The sequence below is a fragment of the Halopseudomonas sp. 4NH20-0008 genome (assembly GCF_057548395.1).
On record NZ_BAAJMD010000017.1, the window covers coordinates 1 to 19,795 of the forward strand.

A 19,795-nucleotide genomic window follows, 5' to 3' on the forward strand; every position below is an offset into this window, starting at 1 on the left:
GTTTTATCTTGGCGAAGCTTTGCGCCGAATCAATCGTTTTATAACCCCCGAGTCACAGCAATGGCTGGAGGCTTCGGCTAATCAGGGTTATGTCTGGGCCATGATCCGTTTGGTACGCAGTGGCGGCAATTTCTGTGCTGTGGTTAGTCTGTGCCCGCAAGGAAGCAAAACGGTAAAAGAGTGGCTGCAACAAGCCTCTATTAAATACCCAGATGATGCTTCAGGACATCCCGATAACGTCGCCCCACCGGTAACGGCTCGGGCAGGCCCTTCAGGTACAACGCCCACTGTCCGCCCGAACGACTCAGGCGATCGATTTCACGCAGGTTCACCAATACCCCGCGATGCACTCGGCAGAATAACTCACGAGGCAGACTGGCCTCCCAGTACTTAAGGCTGCGGAGCTCCACGACCTCATGGCCATCGCGGAACCTCAAATAAGAATAGTCTCCGGAGACACGGACGACGATAAGATCCTCCAGCATTTTTGGTTCATGGGCTAAGAACCTGCGCAGAACTGCTCGCGGCTCTGTGGGTGCGCAGGGCGGGAAGTCCATCGAGTCCTCAGCAGCCTGTGCCTGAATTCCATAAAAAGCAATGGTGAGAACCTGCGTGACAGCGTTCAGCAACTCGATATCCGCTGGTGTCCAGGCGCGCTGCTCATGTACGCAATCGAAACCGACCTGTAGTACTAGTCTGCCCTCCCATAGCCCCGGCGCGGCCAGCAGGCTCCGAATACCCTGTCGCTCCCACTCATTGCGCAGCACACTGGCTGAACGAGGCATTTCCCGTAGATCGTTGATGGCGCAGGTGCGCCCTTGCTGCAAATCCTGGTGGATCCAGTGGCCCAAACTGACTGGTATGCCCTGCAGATCGTGGACAAATTGCGGCACGCCGGGGCGTACCCATTCTTGGACGTTCCAGAAATGTGTGAAGGCGTCGTTATAGCGGATAATCCAGACCCGATCCACACAACAAGCTCGACCCAAACGCTCTAGGATCTGATCCACGGCCTGCCGGAGAGGCTGGCTCAGCAGCGCTTCAGTGACCGCGGCCCAGTCAGAATGATGAAAGGTAGAGGGCATGCGCACATCCAAATGATGTTGTTTATCGAGCCGGAATTGTCGTTCATCGAATTAAGATTGTCGAAGGGTATCTCCCAAGGTTTAATTCAAAAAAACTAAACAGTCGTTTTATCATTTTAATCATGTGAACAGTTATCTATTGGATGATGACAGGGGCGCTGGCTGTAATTTTGTTGTGCTAACACGCAGCATCCAAACCTGCCGCCGGGACGCCAGACAGGGTTAACGCATTAAAGGACTTGCGCCATGAATGAACGCTCCAGGCACTTTCCCACTCGTCAAAAAAACCGGGAGGGCCGGCGGTTTGGCAGGCTTGATCTTCCTTCGGTCAAGCACTCCCTGGCGTCTGCTATTGTGGCGGCGCTTGGCATTGCGCCCGGGATGAAGGCAGCGGCCAATACCATTGAAATCAGTGGCCGGACGGACACGACTGTGGATGTGAGTGGGTCCTTTACGGACATTCGCACAAATACGATCCGGGGCAACAGCGGCTTCAACAGCTTTAACCACTTCCAGGTTGCAGCCGGCAATACCGTCAACCTCCACCTCCCCGCAGAAACCCGCAACCTGATTAACCTCGTTCATGACACCCAGGCGGTGATCAACGGCACCCTAAATGGTTTGATGGATGGGGAAATTGGCGGCCATATTGTGTTTGCCGATCCCCACGGCATTGTTGTTGGTGGTCAGGGTGTTCTGAATGTTGGCAGTGTCATGTTTGCCACGCCCACCAGTGACTTTATGGACGAGCTGATCAGCGCGGATGGAGTGATTGGTGACGAGGCGGTCAGCGACCTGTTGGGTGGTAACGCGCCACAGTCTGCAACAGGCATTATATCCATCGAAGGTACTATCAACAGCGCGTCTACTATTGCCATTTACGGCACCGATGTTGCGGTGAACGGTTCCCTGCGCGCGGCCACGGATGAGGCCCGGGAAGCGTTGTTTGAAGCCACCGTCAATACCGAGGGGCTTCAGGTTGGCACCGATATTGATGTCAGTTCAGGCAGTATTGCCATTCTTGGCAGCGGCGATGTCACTGTAAACGGTCTTGTGGATGCGTCTGCGGCTGAAAACCGGAGCCGGGGTGGCCAGGTTGCTATCGCCGCTGCAGGTAATGTGACCGTTGTCAGTACCGGGGCCGTGCGCGCCGATGGCGCGTCGACTGGTGGTGATGGTGGGTTTGTTGAGGTTGCCACCGGCGCGAATCTGAATCTCGATGGCGCGCTATCGGCCTCTGGCAAGGGTGGTGCGGGCAACGGTGGTAAGATCGATCTCGCTTCCTCACAGGATATCGCGGTTAGCGCCTCTGCATCGGTGAGTGCTGCGGGTGCGGAAAGCGGCGGCGATGGTGGCACCATTACCTTTGAAGCTCTGGGCACCAACACCGTTGACGGCAGTGCTTTGCTGGATGCCTCTGCCGGCGTGACGGGTAATGGTGGTAGTCTGGAAACCTCCGGCAAGAATCTCACCCTGGCAGGCCTGAATGCCGATCTGTCTGGCGGAACCGGAGGGGAGGACGGCCAATTCGTGGTGGGCAACGCCAACGTCACCATGGAATCCACCGCCTACTACACCAACGGCGGCGACGTACTGATCAATGCCGGTGATCAGGTAACGATCGAAGCCGGCGCAACCATCAACACCCGCCGTATCGATAACTCCAAAGAGGCCGTGGGTATCAATCCGGCCAGTTCCCTGGCGGAGAATCCTGCCGGCCTGGCGGATGCCTCGGCCGCAGACCTTTACACCACGGCCTCCGAGGGCGATTCGGGCAACGTGACCTTGCAGGCCCCGCATATCACGGTCAAGGACGGCGCGAAGATCCTGACCTTCGCCACGGACGGCTTTAATGCAGGTGACATCAACCTGGTGTCTGGCGATAACTTCACCTGCAACATCTGTGAATCTCAGAACCCTGGTGAGTACTTCACCAGCGTGGGCAACGTAACCAACAGCGTACGCTTTGCTCAAACCGCCGATGTGTCGATCAACGTTGAAAACGGCGCCTTATTGGATGCTCGCTACGTGGAGCGCGTCGGTTACACAGGCGCTGCTGGTGAAGCGGGTAATATCAAACTCGAAGCCCGGGCTTCGGATGTGAAGTTTGCCGGAGTTTCTACCGCCAACGCCGATGTTAAAGTGAACGGTGCGCTGCTCGGCGCTGATATTGATGTGTCTGCCATTGCCATCGGTGAAGTGGATTTCGGCTGGTTGTCATCCCTGGACCCTGCGGACCCGACCAGTGCGCTGACAGTTGCCGAGGAAATAGCAGACATTGAGTCTGAAGATATTCAGGACAATGCCCTCGAGAGTTTTGATGACCCCTTGGACATAACCAACCTGCTGGCGCTGGGTTTCCCGATTACGACGGCGATCGTCAACAGCAATGCTGTGGTCGAGATTGGAGACGGTGCGCTGCTAGACGCCAGCGGCAATGTGAACGTGACGGCGGACGCACAACGCAAGGCGATCGGCGGAACCGGTGGCCTGGCAACCGCTTCGCTGCCTCCGTTCGGGGTTGGTGTAATTTACGGGGAAGTTTCTGGCACGAGTGCCGCGCGGATTTCGGGCAACGCCGAGGTGAACGCAGCCGATCTTGCGGTCGTTGCCAAAAGCCGTAATACCCTTGAGTTAGCTTCCGAGGCGGAGATTGAGCGGGCAAGGCGGGGCAATGCTGGCAACACTGTGGGTGCGTTTTCTCTGGCCATTGGTGTCGCCGCCACCGATACCGAGGCAACGGTAGGCAAAGACGTGCAGCTGGCGGCAGAGAACGTGGAGGTTCGCGCCAGCAATCTCGACACCTTTATCACTGAAGCCAGCAGCTCCGCAGGCAGCACGGCGACGAACGCGCCGTCTCAGGGTGCGCTTACGCTGGCTATTTCCGCTTGGAACACTAATGCCCATGCTGCGTTCAATGCCAGCATGGCAGACGATGCCGGCCTGAACTCGCTGGATGTGGTTGCAGACAATCTAAGCGATGCCCGGGTCACCAAAGCTGAGGTCCAGAATGGTTTCAACGCCATCGACTACCTGGTCGGCAGTAGGCGCCAGCGGAGCCAGGGCATTAATGCCTTTGTGCAGGGCCAGGTCAGCAGGACTGGCCAGCCGGCTGATCTGAGAGTTGCCGCCGCCACCAGCCTGACATTCAGTCAGCAGAGTGCCCGCGCAGAGATTGGCGAGGGCGTGTCTTTGAACGCCGATGGTAATGTGTCGGTGCGTTCCCGGGTGGTCAACCAGGGTGTTCGCAGCATCGCTGATAGCCGCGCCAACTCGCTGTCCGAGAAAGACGGTGCCCAGTTCACCGGAAGCGTTGCGTTTACCTATGGCGATTACCTCCATTCCAGCCAGGCGATCATTGGCGACGGTGCGGATATCACCGCCCGTAACATTGGCGTAGGCGCTCGCAGTGCCTTGCCTATAGATAACGACTACGATGAGATTCTGTCGACCTTTAACCCGGAAGACTGGGACGGCCCACAGGACTTCTTCGCTGCCATCAATGAGGTCGCGCAGCTTTACTTCGACCCGGATGTGGCGGCGCTCGAGAACTTTGGTCTGGCCGATAACCTGCTGACCAGCTACGCCAACGCTTACGCCAACAGCATCGCACAAACCGGCGAAACCTCTACTGCAGCTTATGGCAGCTTCAATGGCACCTTCGCCAGCCACGACACTAAAGCCTGGGTGGGCGAGGGCGCGAAGCTGACCACCACCGGTGCCGATGAAGACTGGTCCAGCGAGTTTGCGGTGCCGTTTGACCCGCCCGAGGGCGAGGATGACCACGATCTGAGTTTTGTAGACGACTGGAACTGGGCTGGTGGCGTGGACATTGACGCCCGCTCGTTCTCTGAAACGGCAGGTGTAACGGGTAATGTCTCCTTCCTGACCTGGATTACTGCCCGTAACTCACCCACCGGAAACTCGTTGGGTGGCTCGGTTGGCTGGACTGAATTTGATAGCAGCACCATCGCGGGTATCGGAGATGGTGCGCACATCACCACCACGGACCTGAACGTCAACGCCAATACCACCGAACTGATGTACGTAGTGGCGCCCTCGGCGGGCTCTGGCGAGAGCATTGCCGGTAACGGCATTGTCAGCTATGCCAATGTGAATGCCAGCACCCGTGCCAGCATCCATCACGGCGCCCGAGTTGAGGCGAGAGAGGTCAACCTGGGTGCTGATTACAACGTGAATCTGTGGACCATAGGTGGAGCCGTGGCCATTGCGCCGCCCAGCACCGATGGCACCAGTTCGTCGAAAACGGCCGTTGGCATCGCTTTCGCCTACAACGATGTTCACAGCGATACTCGCGCTTATATCGGTGACAACAGCGCCGACCGGGCGCTGGACGAAGGTGAGGAAGCCGGCTCAACCCCGGCAGATGTACCGGTTGCAGGCGGTGAAGTTGCCGGCCTGGTGGCTGACGGCCTGAACGTGGATGCCACCAGTCGGGGCACGGTGGGCGTTATCGCCGCCGCCGGCGCAGCCGCCGTCAATACTCCGGCCAGCGGTACCCCATCACCCTCAACGCCGTCCCCTTCGCCTACGGCGGCTCAGGCTCAGAACGGTAGCTTCACAGCGGCACTTTCGGCGGCTGGTTCAGCGTTCGGAGCGGTCGCCAGCGGGCAGCCTGGCAGCAGCATAGCAGGGGCCGGGTCCGTCACCCTGAACATGGCACAGATGGATACCATCGCCGAGGTGCGGGATACCTCTCTGATCAGTGGGCAGGACAACCCTGCCAGTAATGTCAGCGTTCGTGCGATCAGTGATGTGGATCAGATCAGCGCGTCGGGTGCGGCGGCTATTGCCATTGCTGGGGGTAATGGCAGCGCGGCTGCTGTGGCGGCGTCTGCGGCGTTTAACGATATTGATAATGAAGTCCGGGCTGGTTTATACGGCGTCGACGGTCAAGTTAACCTTCTGGATATTCTCGCGGCGGGTTCGGGGGACATTTTGTCCATTGGCCTGGCGATGTCTGCGACGTCATCGTCTAATTCCGGCGCCAGTGGCGCGGGTTCATTGTCGGTGGCTTCTATTGCATCCGATTTCGATGCGGAACTGGAGGACAGTCATCTTCAGGGCCAGGGTGATGGCAGCAGCGTTAATATCACCGGGTATGATCGTTCCCGCATCCTCACCGGCGGCGGCTCGTTGGCCCTGAACCTGGGTTCTGGATCCGGCGGCAGCGTCGGCCTGGCCACCACCTACGGCCGCATCGATAACGACGTCAGTGCCATGATTCGCGGCAGCAATCTCACCGGTTTTGATGAGGTGGGTGTCAGCGCTCTTGGCGCGGCTCGTATCCTTGGTGGCGCCTTCGGTGGCAGCGTGGCGACCGGCGATTCCTTTGCTGGTGCGGGTTCGGTCTATATTCTGACCGTCGACAGCGATCTGCAAGCCGGTATCACCGGTCTGTATGGCACGCAAGACCATGACGGCGATGCTGAAACGCCAGAGTTGCCGGATTATGACAACCTGCTGGCGGCGTCGGCAGTGGAGGCGGCTGGTGATGTCAGGGTCACTGCCCGCAGCGATGCCGGTACCACGGTGCCGGAAGATCTGTTCCGCATGGACACCGCCGGCGCGGCGGATGACTTCAACGGCAGTGCGTTGCTGGGTGTTGGTGAAGAACAGCCGGATCTGGGGCTCGATGCCGAAGGCCTGGCCTCCGGCGAGGTAGTGCTCGGCTTTGCTGGCTCGTTCGGTGTCAGTGGCGGTAACGCAGCGGCCGGCGCTTCCATTGGCTTTACTGAGTTGCGCGGCAGTTACGTGGCGGAAATCCGTGATGCGGATGTAACCGCCACCGACGGCGACGTGGACGTGTCGGCCCGCAATTCACGGCAGGCCATTGGTGTGGCGGCCGGTGCCAGCGTCTCTGGCGGCAACGGCGTGTCGGCCCTGGGCTCTGGCGCGATCACCCTGAGTAGCACGGAGGTGGCTGCACGGGTGCTGGGGCAAAGCACTCTGGATGCCGACAACCTGTCCGTCAGTGCGGCGGCAGATGGTAATTTCTTCTCACTCGCAGGTAGCGTGGCCGTGAGTGCGGGCGGTCAGGCGGCGGTTGGCGCCTCGGCCAGTTACAACGAGATTGGCGGCACGGTTTCTGCCGAGCTGGGTGGCAACACCGTAATCACGGATGGCGGCGCGCTCAGTGATAAAGGCACGGTGTCTGTTACGGCTGATCAGGACGCCGATATTGCCTCCATCGCGGTCGCGGGTTCGGTCGCGGCAAACCAGGAAGGGGTCGCGCTTGCCGGGTCCTCCAGTGTCAACATCATGACCCTGGGCACAAGTGCCCTGATCAATGCCGGCCAGATGACGGCTGGCGATGTGGCAGCGAGGGTGCGCACGGGTACCGAAGACAATCGAGCGAGTATCTGGTCGCTGGCCGGTGCTGTAACAGCCAGTGGTGCTGCGGGTGTCGGGTTGGCATCGGCCACCAATACCATCACCGGCGCCTACGAAGCCGGGGTTGAGGGCACAGAGTTTCTGGAGACGGACACGCTGGCGGTTAACACCAGTGGTTTTTCGGAGATCAAGACGCTGGGTGCGTCAGCCGGTGGTGCCGCCGGGCTGTCGCTCGGTATTTCAAACGCCAACAGTTTTATCGATAACTCGGTCAGTGCGCGAGTTGAAGGCGTCAGGCTGAGCAATGACGCTGCAGAGGTTGCTGTCACGGCGGCCGATAACAGCTCGATCGACAGCATCGCAGCCGGCATCCAGGGTGGCGCCACAGCCATTGGCGCATCGGTGGCGGTCAATCGGATTGGTAACGACATTGACGCGGCTGTTCGCGGCGGGCAGTTCAACGTAGCTGATCTGCAGGTACAGGCGCAATCCGATGCTCGGATTGGCACGGTTTCGGCGGGCCTCTCGGCAGGCAGTACCGATGGCTTGAGCGGCTCTGTATCGGTGAACCTGCTCAACACCAATACCCTGGCGGAGATTGCCGATGGCGCCCAGGTGGTGGCCCAGAATAATGTGGGTGTGCTGGCGGGCAACAAGGATACTCTGGAAGTATTTGCCGGTGCCGTCGGGGTAAGTTCTGGCAACTTTGGCGGCGGCGCGTCGCTGGTTGTGAATCATATGCTGGCCAACACGGAAGCGTTGATTGCCGGGCCAGACACATCTGTCAGCGCCCTGGCGCTGGGGAATCCGAGTGGTCTTGAGGTGGCCGACGGCCGCCTGGCCGAGCAGCCAGAGCTGCTGGCCCTGGAGGAGCTGGCCGACCTGACCGCCACTGATCTCAATGGCAGCTCCCGTGAGGTTCGCGGTGTTGCGGTCAATGCCCAGTCGTCACAGAGCGTCTCTACGCTGGCGGTAACCGGTGGGTTCAGTGCCGGTACCGCTGCCGGTGCAGCCACAGGGACCACTAATATCGTCGGTGGCAGCACACGAGCGGGTGTCTCTGGTGCAGCAATCAACGCCGAAACCGGGGCCGATGCCGCCCAGGAACTCGATGTACGCGCATCAAGCCATGCCTACACCAGCAACATGGGCCTGGGTATCGCCGGCAGTGGTGGTGGTGCCGGTACCGGCGTGCTGGTGACGGATATCGTGAACCGCCAGACCGAAGCGTTCTTGAGTGATGTGGAGGCAAGCGCAGCCGGTGATGTCACCGTCGACGCCTATACCGGCATCGGTTCAACGGTGCTGTCTGCCGGCGCTGCTGGCGGTGCGGGCGGGGTTGCCGCCGGCAGCGGTACGTTTGCACTTCACGATGCCAGTACGCTCGCCTACCTGGATAGCGGTACCTCGGTGACCGCTGGCGGCCTGAGGGTAAACGCAGAGTCTGACAACCAACTGCTGCTGGCAGCCGGTGCTGTCAGCGGTGCCGGTACGGTTGCTGTTGCGGGGGCTATGAACCTGGCGGTCAGCTCGCTGACCACCGAAGCGACCATTGATGGTGGCGCAAGGGACGGCAGCGGTGCCGGCGAGCGCAGCGAAATTGACGTTAGCGGTGAAACCCAGGTCAAGGCCCGAACTGACAGCAAGATTGATACGGTGGCTGTGGGCGCTTCAGGCGCTGGCGCCGTGGGTGTGGCTGGCAGTGTGGCGGCCACCGTCGGAGAGAACAGAACCATTGCCCGTGTCAGGGATACCGATGTAGGCAATGCGGGCACCACCGGCGCAATTCGTGTCGCCGCCGAAGACAATATCGACGTCAATAGTCTGGCCGGTGCTCTGGGTATCGGTGCCTCTGCCGCCGGGGTTGGCGTGGGTGCCGGTGGTACGGTGTCTGTTGTCCACTCCACCGTAGCTGCTTCCGTCGAGAACAGCCGTCTTGAAACAACGGGCGATGTTGCAGTCGATGCGCTGAGCAACACCACCGTTGACTCCGTCAGTGTGGCTGCGGGTGCTGGAGGCACCGTCGGTATTTCCGGTGCGCTTTCGGTTACCTTTATTGGTAATGGCGACCGGGGTGACGCCAACCAAGAGCTGAACAAAGACGACGCGGGTACCCTGAATGAGCTGAACGCGCTTGCCAATGCAGATCGCGATGGCGCGGCATCAGAGTTCCTGGCGGCGGGTGAGTCTGAGGCGATCTCGGCCAATGCGAGCTATGACGTGTATGCCGGCACCGATGCCGCACTGGCGGATACCACAACAGCAAGGGTTGATGATTCGACCATTCGGGCTCGGGATGTGTCGGTTACTGCAACGGATAAAACCGGCATTCTGACGACGGCCGGAGCTGCCGGCGCCGGCGGGATCGGCGTGGGCGGTGCTGTGGTTATTGATCGGGCATTTAACACGGTAATCGCCGAAGTGACCGGCGCTTCCACTCTTGATCTGCGAGGTAATCTTGCGGTCGAGGCTCATGCGCTTACCAGTGACGATTACGACCATGCAATGTGGTCCACGGCGTTCGCCGGTGGTGCGGGGCTGGTGGGCCTTGGGGCCTCGGTGGTTGACAGTCGTATCGACAATCTTGTCCAGGCAGGGGTTTCCGGAACGGTTTCCCGCAGTGCGGGTGGCGCTGCCAATACAACCGTGGCAGTAGAAGCTGAAGACGCCACATCTGTAGAGGTCGATGCCATCGGCGCAACAGCCGGCGCGGCGGCTGTTGGTGTGGTGGTAGCGACTGGCAGCAAGCAGAGTGATGTCGACGCCAGAATTGAAAACGGCACATTTAATGACCGCTTTGGTACCCGGGTAGAAGCGCTGTCTTCCGGGACGGTGGATGTCCATGCCATGGCAGCGGCCGGCGGCCTTGCAGCTGCTGGTTCTGGCGCGATTTCAACCGCTCTGGACAGCACCAGCGTTCACGCCGGCGTTTACAACAGCAACCTGCAGGTTCAGGGTGCCGGGCTGGATGTGATTGCCAGCGCCACCACCGATACCACCGCGTATTCACAAGGCGTCAACTTTGCCGGCGGCCTGGCTATCGGTGCATCTATTGCCAACGCGCAGACCAGCGCCGATGTCGGTGCCACCGTAGACGGTAACAGCGCTGTTGGCGGTATCGGCGGCGTGTCGGTCAATGCCAGTGTTGATAAAACCAGTAGCGGCGCCAACAGCGCAGAAGCCATTGCCGAGGGTTCCGCCGGTGGTATTGGTGTTGGCAACAGCGCCACTGAAGCCAATGCTGTCGGCTCTTCCGATGTTGCGGCGGTTCTGGATGCGACGGTGTCGGTGCTGGGCAATGTTGACGTCAGCGCGGAAAACACCAGTGGGCAGTATGCCAAAGCCGACGGTTTCGCGGTGGGGCTTGCCGGGTCTATCGGCACCAACAAAGCCAGTGCGACGGCTGATGGCACCACCACTGCGCGTTTTGGCGGTGCTCTTGATTTTCCCGTACGTACTAACCTGACAATCCTGGCGGATAGCGAAACCCGCAACCGTATTGATGCCGAAGCCGGAAGCGGCGGCCTGATCGCGGGTGCGTCCACCACAGCCAACACCAGCGACACCAGCACAACGGTGGCTGAGTTGGCTAACCAGGGGCTTGCCACGCTGAACCGGTTGGCCATCAATGCCAGCCATACGTCTGACTTTAACGCCCAGGTCAGCACCGTTCAGGCATCGGCCCTGGGCGCCAGTGGCGGAACCTCGTTCCATGATGTGGACGCGACAGCGGAAGTCGTGGTTGCCGATGGTGCCCGGGTAGACGCCCGGAACATCGATATCGACAGCCGGGCTGAGGCCAAGAAAACCGGTGAGGGCTACAACCTCACAACCGGGGCTGGCGGTATCGCCAACGCAGCCGCAGCGACGGTGACCACCAACGTAACATTGAACAGTCTGGTCAATATTGGCAGCAACGCCGCCCTGGATGTCACAGGCGACTGGCGCGCGCCCGGTGAATTCCAGGTTGATGCTGAAACGGCCTTTGACATTGATGACCGGCTGTTGATCGATGCGGGTGGGGTGTTGCCCAACGGCCGTGGTGAGGCCTATGCCACGCTGATTGCTGTGGCCGATGTGTCAGTGGGTGAAGGCGCCCATCTGACCTCCGTAGGTGAGCTGGCCATGGGTGCGCGTACCGACGCGCGGGCCGACATTGGTGTCAGCGTCAAGACTTACGGCTTCTCCGGCGCTGCATCGGGCCTTACTGATCTTGGGATGACAGCGGATAACACGGTCACTATCGGTTCGGGTTCATTCCTGAAGGGCTACGGCGACGTCACCCTGAACGCCGGTATGAGTTCCGGAGGCACAGACGGGCGTTTTGAGCTCACCGGGCGCACCGACCTGTGGAATAACACCGCCATTGCGATGAATAACCCTCCGGTCGCGATGACAGACCTGGAAAACCGTTCCCGGGTAACCATTGAAAGCGGCAGTGTGGTCGAGGGTGTTCGCGACATCATTCTGAACGCGCGCCCCGGCCGCCAGGACCTGGTTGGCCGGGGCACCGGCACCGATCTGGCAACCCAGGCCGTCGAGGGTATCATCAACGGCATCAGTGATCTGGTGGGCGGTGAGCAGATTTCCCTCCAGACGGTAACCGGGGTGACTGAATCCACCTCGGATGAAGTGGTGTCGGTCAACGGTACCCTTAGGGCGGGCGTGCACAACCGCGAGCGCCTTGATCTGGGCTACACCATCGAAGACGACAAGATTGTCATCGTTGAAAACGAGCGTACCAATGGCATCAATTACCGCATCGTAGAGGGCTCTTACAACCAGACCATCCAGGACCGGATTGACGAACTCGCCGCCATGCAGGCGGAGTATGCAGCCTCACCCACAGAAAGGGCAGCCTTTCAGTCTGAGATCAATCTGCTGCGGGAAGCCCTGGCGGACTTCTATGTGGAAGAGCTCGGGTACGACCGGAACACCATTTTCAATAATGGCCGGTTGATCGCACCGCAAGACCTGCCCATCCAGATTGTCGAGGTTGACCCGGTGATTGCCCGCGGTGGCAATATCAAGGTGACGGGCGACGCGCTGGTTGGTTCGGGCTCGCTGAACGCCCCGGGCGATGCCACGATTGAGATCCAGAACAGCAGCCCGGCCTTCCTGCGCCTGAACGGTCTGGAAATCCCGAACGACGCCACCGGTGACATCACATTCAACGACTCGCTGGTCGAAAACAACGCGGACCTTGCTTCGCTTAATACCGGTGACCACGGCAGTGCGGCGTTTGGCCAGTTCATCAGTGGCGCGAATTCGGATGCGCCGTCGATTACCGTAAAAAACACCTTCAACCCGTCAGATGTGGATCTGCCAGACACCAACGAAACTGGGGATGCTCTGTTCAGCGGCCTTCTTCCCACCGATATTTTTGTGCAAGGGGACATTCTGAACCTTGGCGGCAGTATCGAGTTGGAAAGCACACAGGGCAGTCTCTATATCCAGGGTGATATCCGGGGTGATTCCCTCGACATCGGCGCGGGCGCCAACATTCTGTTGAGCTATGTGGACAGTTTCCGGCATGTGGGCAACGACCCTCGCGGTGCCGATTTCAATGCGGCGGGCTATGACCCCGGTACCTTCATTGCGGGGAATAACCTGGTCGCCAGCGCCCGTTACCTGAACATCAACGGCACCATCCAGTCGGGCATCGCGGACTGGTCGGTGGTGATTGATGAGGCAGCGATGGACCTGATCGACAGCAACCGTCCGGCCAACCCCGTTGCGGGTGAATGGCTGCGGATCACCGATTCTGACCCGAGCGAAGGCATCATCGGCTTCCGCTACGACTACGCCAACGAACGCATCGTGCTGGATGAAGTCGATGTGGCGGGCGGCTACATGGAGCTCACCGGTGAGATCATGAGTACCGGTGGCGGTGAGATCCGGGTGATCGACGGTTATGGCCGGGTGAATGTCCAGAACACCACCGGTCGGGATCTGCGCCTTGCCGACATCAGCCTGGGTAATGACATCGAGGGTGTGCTGCGGATCAATGACACCGACGTAGAAGGCGGCGAGACCGTCGTCAATAGCACCATCTATACCCGCCTGGGCGACGATGTTCAGATCTACAAAGGCAAGTATGACCAGATAGCCCGGACGGAGGCGTTCCTCAATGAGACGCTGAGCAATACCCGGCAGGCAAGCTATTCGCCGACGGAAGGCCTGGATTACGTTTGGCTTGAGGGTCAGAAGACCTCACAGAAGCGGGTCATAACCAAGTACTGGGACACCATCATTGGATTCATTGATGGTGGCGAGGCGACCAGCACCACCATCGGGGATTGGGTGGATCAGGGCAGTGCCACGCCGATGGATGGCGCCGAATACGTTGGTTTCAATGTGGCGGAGCTTGACGGTGAACCCTTCGAAACCGGCGATAACCCGATCACCGGCGACCGCAGCACCTGGACAGAGTGTGTTACCCGGGTTCTGATTTGCATCACGGAACGCTATTACGAGGAGTACACCGAAACCAAGGGCGGGTTCAGTATTTCGAGGAATGTGATTGATGCGGACCATGACATTGCCATCACGTTCAGTGGTTACGACAGCGGCAGTCTTTCTGTCAGTACCAATTCGGATCTGACTCTGGCTGGTGAGCTCAACAATGCCGACGGCGTCACTCGCCTGGTTGCCAGCAATGGCAGCATCAACGCGGTCAGCTCGGATGTGGTGATCGATGCAGACCGTCTTGAGCTTGATGCGTTCAGCGGGATTGGAAACGAGGGCACGCTGGCGCTTGATGTCGGGGCAGGCGGCCTGAACGCCATCACCGCCATCGGGGATGTCAACCTGGATGCCATCCGTGGTGACCTCCTGGTGGACAGGGTCGACAGCAATAACGATGTGTTGCTCTCAGCTCAGGGCAACCTGATCGGTCTTGGGCCTGACTCTCTGGTGCGGGGCAACAACCTGACGCTCACCGCACGGGCGGGTTCGATCGGTGCCGCCGGCAGTGCGTTTAACATTAACAGTAACCGTACCCGGTTCCGCGACGGCACTGTGACGGCTGCGGCACAGGGTGACATTACGCTGAACGAGACGATTGGCGATCTCCGCGTGGTTGAGATTGCAGCGGGTGGAGATATCAGCATCTCTCTTGCCGACGGTGATCTGGTTGACGCCAACACCAATGATGTTCGCGACGAGCGCCGGGCCGATGAATTGCTCGACCTCTGGAACAACGCCAACCTTCTGGGTGAAGGCGCGGAGGCTTCGCTCGAGCAGCAAAAAGAAGCGCTGCAGAACGCCGGGCAGGCACGCTATGAGCGCTACTGGCAGTTGCGCCTGAGCCGGGATGAGTCGGGCAATCTGGTGGTCGCGGATTATGATCCGGACTATCAGTACACCCTGGACAGCTCTGAGCGTGACTTTCTGGTCAATGAAAGTGGCTGGACAGACACTCAGCTGGCCGATTACCAGGCGAGCCAGAGCCAGGCCTACCACGACCTCCATGAAGAGTTCGGTAGCGCGGCCTACGATGAGGCCTTTGTTTACGAAGTCGATGCCGATGTGTTGACGGAGGTTGCCGATGGCGCCATCTGGACCGAAAGTCAGCTTCGCAACAGCGTGTCCCGGGCCCTGATTGAAAAAGACGCCGGTGGCTCGGTGGTCAACGAAGACGCCAATATCATCGGCCGGAACGTGACCCTAAGTGCCAAGAACATTGGCCGGACCCTGGCGGAGGATGTCGTCATTGATGTGACCGATGGTCTCGACGGTATCAGCGAAGACGATCTGCTGGCGCTGGCGTCGGCGGAGTTCGATGATGTCATCTTTGATGTGGACAACCCCAAGCTGATTCGTGTGATTCAGCGCGAAGACCTGGATATCCAGGCCAGCGGCACCATCACTGCCACGGCGGATGAGGACATCTTCCTCGGCGGCGAAACCGACTTTAACCTGTATAACGTTGATGGCGGCTCCGTCCGGATTGCCACCGATGGCGCCATTGCCACCGCTCGGCCGGGCCAGACCGTGGTCAGCGGCAGCGATGTCGTTCTGGAGTCCGCCACCGGTAATATTGGATCGGCGGCCGCACCCATCCAGACCGCAATCACCGGTGACCTCAGTGCCCGGGCGGCGAATGCTCTGCACCTGGACCAACAGGGCAACCTGAGCCTGGGTCGAGCCTTTGCCGGAGACAGCATCTGGTTGTCCGTTGCTGGCGGCAACCTGGTCGGTGCCTACGATGACACGGGTATCAATGTGATTCAGGGCGGCGCAGTGAACCTGAACGTGGATGGCAACATTGGTTCCGACACACGCAGCCTGAATGTTCTGACCGGCGCTGGTGAGGCTCTGAACCTGCAGGCTGGTGGCGTCGTTTGGCTGGGAGTCGAGGCCAACGACCTGTTGATTGGGCAGGCGGAATCGGTTGGAGCTATGACATTAACCGCCACCACCATACAGGGTGACGGACCGGACCATCGGTTTACCAGTGGTGGCCCGCTGAGTCTAACCGCTGTTGGTGATATCGGCAGTGTTGATGAGCGCCTGAATATTGCATCCGCTGAGCCGTCAGTGCTCAGCAAGACTGGCTCGCTGTATTTATCTTTCCTGAACACGGTGATCGGCGGTGGAATAGCCTCGCTGGAGGGCATAATCCGTTTCGACAGTCTGGCGGACGTTACGCTTGACAGTGTGCTGGCCACCGACGGTGATATCGCCGGCACCTTCGGCGGCAATGGGGCCCTGGGCACGGTCGAGACCGGGAGCTTCCTGGATCTGGCTAGTGACGGGCACCTGGCCGTGAGCAATGCGAACGCCGGTACTGCTATCACCTTGGTTGCCGTTGGCAATGTCACGTTGGGGCAGGCTACCTCCGAAAACGATCTTGTGGTGAATGCCGGCCAGACAGCTGAATTGCATCGGGTTGAATCCGTCAGTGGCAACATCATTATTGATGCCGCCGATGCGACTGTTGAATTTGCCAATGCTGATAGCGCTGACGCCGAGATTCGCATCCACACCAGCGGTACCCAGACCCATGGCCAGAAGGATCCTGCGGCCGAGGGGTACCTGAGCGCGGACGGCCGGGTGGAGCTTGTCTCCGACGGTGATATCCGTTTCCGGCAGGCCCTAGCCGGAAAGGACATCGACACTGCTGATCTGGGTGGCGATATATTCCTTGAGTCCGCCAACGGTAATATCACCGGCAATCTGGTTCGTGCCAGCCGGGATGTGATTACCCGAGCTCCTCGCGGTGAATTGTTCCTGGAGCGTATTGATGCCGGCCGGGGCTACACAATCAGCGCGGGCCGAGATATCAATGTCGCCCTTGGAGGCAGTTTTGATTCCCGCCAAGGCTCTATCGAGGCAGGTAGGAATATTACCCTGGCAACCCTCGGGGTCGATGGTTCAGCCGGTGATATCCTGCTAGGTGGTCTGCTTGCGAGAGAGGGAGCAGTCAACCTGGATGCCGCGGGCGATATCCGTGTTGAGGCATTCGACGGCGAGTCCGGAGTAACCTCAGGACGCATTGATGCAGGTCAGGACATCATTGCCAAAGCGGGTGGCAGTATCATGCTCGGCAATGGCCTGAGTGCCGGTGCTGATATTGTTCTGGATGCTGCGGATGAACTGGACATCAGCGGCGCTATCCAGGCCGGGAATGACCTTGATGCTGCCGCCGGTAGAGGCCTTTCAATAGCCGACAGTATGGTTGTAGGCGGATCCGCTACCTTAACTGCCGGTGAATCCCTGGAGGTGGCAGGCGGCGTAACCGTCGGCGGGCAGATGAATGCCTCTGCGGGCGGGAACCTGTTGCTCGCAGAGACGGTTGACGTTGCTGGCGACCTGATGGCGGAGGCGGGAGACAGTATCTCCATGCTGAATGTGGTTTCTTCGGGAGCGGATGTCAGCCTGCGGGCTGTCGACACCATCCTTGTTGATGTCATCGAGTCAATGGGAGACCAGACACTGTCAGCCGGTGAGGACGTCGATTTCAGTCAGCTGCGAGCAGGTGGCGCGGTTTCGGTCGCGGCTGGTAATCGCCTCACTGGTGGAACGATTTTTGTTCCCGGAGAAGTTAACCTGGCGGGAAGTGTAATTGACACTGTCATTAGTCACACAGGCCAGAACCTCACTGGTAGGGTGACGGGCTACGATGGTGGGCTGGCCGGTCTTGTGGCGCTTGATATCGACAGTGCGGGAAGCATTGGCCTGACCCAGATGCATGCCGAGCAGGCCTCCGTGACCACCAATACCAGTGCATTTGCCATCGATTCAGGCTGGATTGGCACAGAACTGTCAGTTCTGACTGGTACCAATACCCTGTACATGAATAACCGGGACGCTTCGATTCGGGATGTGGACGTTCAGCTGTTTGAGCCGGATACCCGCTTCAGCCTGCAGATGCGCGATGGTTGGACCTGGACCGATGCTTACGTCAGCCACTATCGGCCGGGGCATGATGTGCAAAGCCCGAACTACAATGCTGAACGCGATTACACGGGCATTGTGTATAGCGGCGCAAGCGTTGCCCGTGATAACGACCGTTTCATGCAGGGCGGTCTTGACGCGGTTACCCGTGACCTGATGCAGACGTTGGGTTTGCCATTGCAAAGTGCGCCAGCAGTGATCTTTGAAACCGATAGTATCGATGGCAGCGCGGTCAATCTGGACGACATTGAAGCCGCTAACACAACGGAGAGCACGGATGACGAAAAAGATGTCTGATTGCCTGAAGATTGGCCGTCAGGGTTGGATAGTTGTAATAGGGGTCGGGTTGGTAGTGGGCAGCAGCTTGGTGTCTGCCCAGCAGGCGCCAGCGCTGGACCTCAGACTCAGAACGCTGGACCCAAGCCTGCAACAGGAGCGTGCGTTTGAGAGCGAGGAGTACTTTCAAGAGCAGCCTCGGGAGCAGGAGCAGGACCCGCTGGAGTTACCTTCGGGCATTAACCGCCAGGGATTGCCAGAGTCTGATGTCACCTTCGAGCTTCAGGAAATCCGAGTCAACGAATCTGAGCTTTTGCCTATGGATATTATCCGTGAGCAAATAGCACCCTTCGAGGGCCGCGCAGTCAGTTTCGCTGACATCAATGCGTTGGTGGATGCCCTCAACAACCTGTACGCCGAGGAAGGTCTGGTCAATGCCCGGGTTATCGTGCCACCCCAGCGGATTGAGAACGGCGTTTTGACACTGAAACTGGTGGAAGGACGACTGGGCAAGGTAATTATCGCCAACGATATTTATAACCTAGGGAGTGTGGTTCGTTGGGGTTTACCGGCTGACCCCGGTGCAGTAGTGGATATCCGTGAGCTGCGCTCGGCGTTTACGCGAATTAACCGAACCTCGAACTTTCAGCTTAGGGCTGCGCTGGCTGCGGGTGAAAAGCCCGGGGAAACCGACATTCGCTTAAATGTTGATGAGCAGCCAAGACTGAGAGGTCAGGCTTTTTTTGATAATGCCGGTTCTGAATCTACTGGTGAGGAGCGGCTGGGCGTGTCGCTTGTTATCAATGGGCCGCTGCGCATTGATGACCGCATGACGCTGTTTGTGGTGGGTTCGGACGGTTCCCTGAACGGCCTGTTTAGCTACGATGCTCTGGTCAACCCGTGGGGCGGTCGCGTGGGTGTGCGCTTCAGTCAGGGTGACATCGAGATTGTTAATGGTCCATTTGAAGCCCTGAATGTTACCGGTGATTCTCAAGAGTTCGCCCTGCGGTGGGATCAGCCTTGGTATTCCGGCGATACCGTGCTGGTACAGTCTTATCTGGAGAGCGCTGCTATTGAATCCACCACGGAACTTGAGGGACAAGCGATCAGTGAATTCACTGTTGACCGCTGGTCAGCAGGGATTCAGATCAACGGTTACCTGACCAGAGCCAACTGGAGCTTCCGGCAAGGCGTAGTTCAGGCTGAGGTCGAAAATGTGTTCGGTGTCACCGACAACTACCAGCTTTTCGAGGGTGACGCTACCTGGGTGCAGGCGTTTGACGGCGGATTTCTCGGGCTGTTTCGTGGCGGTTGGCAGTTCGCTGACGAAGACACCGTGCCGCCAACCCTGCTGTTTCAGTCCGGTGGTGCTGGCAGTGTTCGCGGCTATCCGTCCGGGGCCGTGGCTGGTGCTGACGGGCTGTTCGCCAGTGCAGAGTTGCGTTATCGCTGGAGGCCAGGCCTGGAGCCCTTTGCTTTCACCGATTACGGCCAGATCAAAGACGTCAGCCCCTCGACTGCACAGTTATATAGCCTGGGCGCCGGTCTGCGCTGGCAATACGGTGATCACCTGAATGGAGAGCTGTATTGGGGCCAAACCTTGCGCGAGGTGGTGCCCGACCAGGATAGCGGGAAACTGCAGGCCCGCATGAGTTACCAGTTCTGAACCATAGCAACCA

Annotated in this window: 3 protein-coding genes; 2 read left to right on the forward strand and 1 reads right to left on the reverse strand. The window is 59.2% G+C overall.

Going from position 1 to position 19,795, the window contains the following annotated elements:
• Window positions 1-200: 200 nt before the first annotated feature.
• Window positions 201-1,085, reverse strand: coding sequence for a LytTR family transcriptional regulator DNA-binding domain-containing protein (locus AC27HQ_RS14980; protein ID WP_487157004.1), 885 nt, complete (start codon window positions 1,083-1,085; stop codon window positions 201-203).
• Between the two features lie 246 nt (window positions 1,086-1,331).
• On the opposite strand from AC27HQ_RS14980, the gene AC27HQ_RS14985 reads away from it, so the two are divergent.
• Together AC27HQ_RS14985 and AC27HQ_RS14990 are read left to right on the forward strand one after the other, a co-directional pair.
• Entirely contained in the window at window positions 1,332-18,137 is a 16,806-nt protein-coding gene (locus AC27HQ_RS14985; RefSeq protein ID WP_487157005.1) for a leukotoxin LktA family filamentous adhesin, read from the forward strand.
• Complete coding sequence (locus tag AC27HQ_RS14990; protein ID WP_487157006.1) at window positions 18,118-19,782, forward strand: ShlB/FhaC/HecB family hemolysin secretion/activation protein; 1,665 nt, start codon at window positions 18,118-18,120, stop codon at window positions 19,780-19,782. Before AC27HQ_RS14985 ends, AC27HQ_RS14990 begins: the two co-directional genes overlap by 20 nt.
• Window positions 19,783-19,795: the final 13 nt, after the last annotated feature.

Bases quoted from the DNA above. Each gene is read 5' to 3' on its own strand.
- AC27HQ_RS14980 (WP_487157004.1), bottom strand. From the start codon at position 1,085: ATGCCCTCTACCTTTCATCATTCTGACTGGGCCGCGGTCACTGAAGCG.
- AC27HQ_RS14985 (WP_487157005.1), top strand. From the start codon at position 1,332: ATGAATGAACGCTCCAGGCACTTTCCCACTCGTCAAAAAAACCGGGAG.
- AC27HQ_RS14990 (WP_487157006.1), top strand. From the start codon at position 18,118: ATGACGAAAAAGATGTCTGATTGCCTGAAGATTGGCCGTCAGGGTTGG.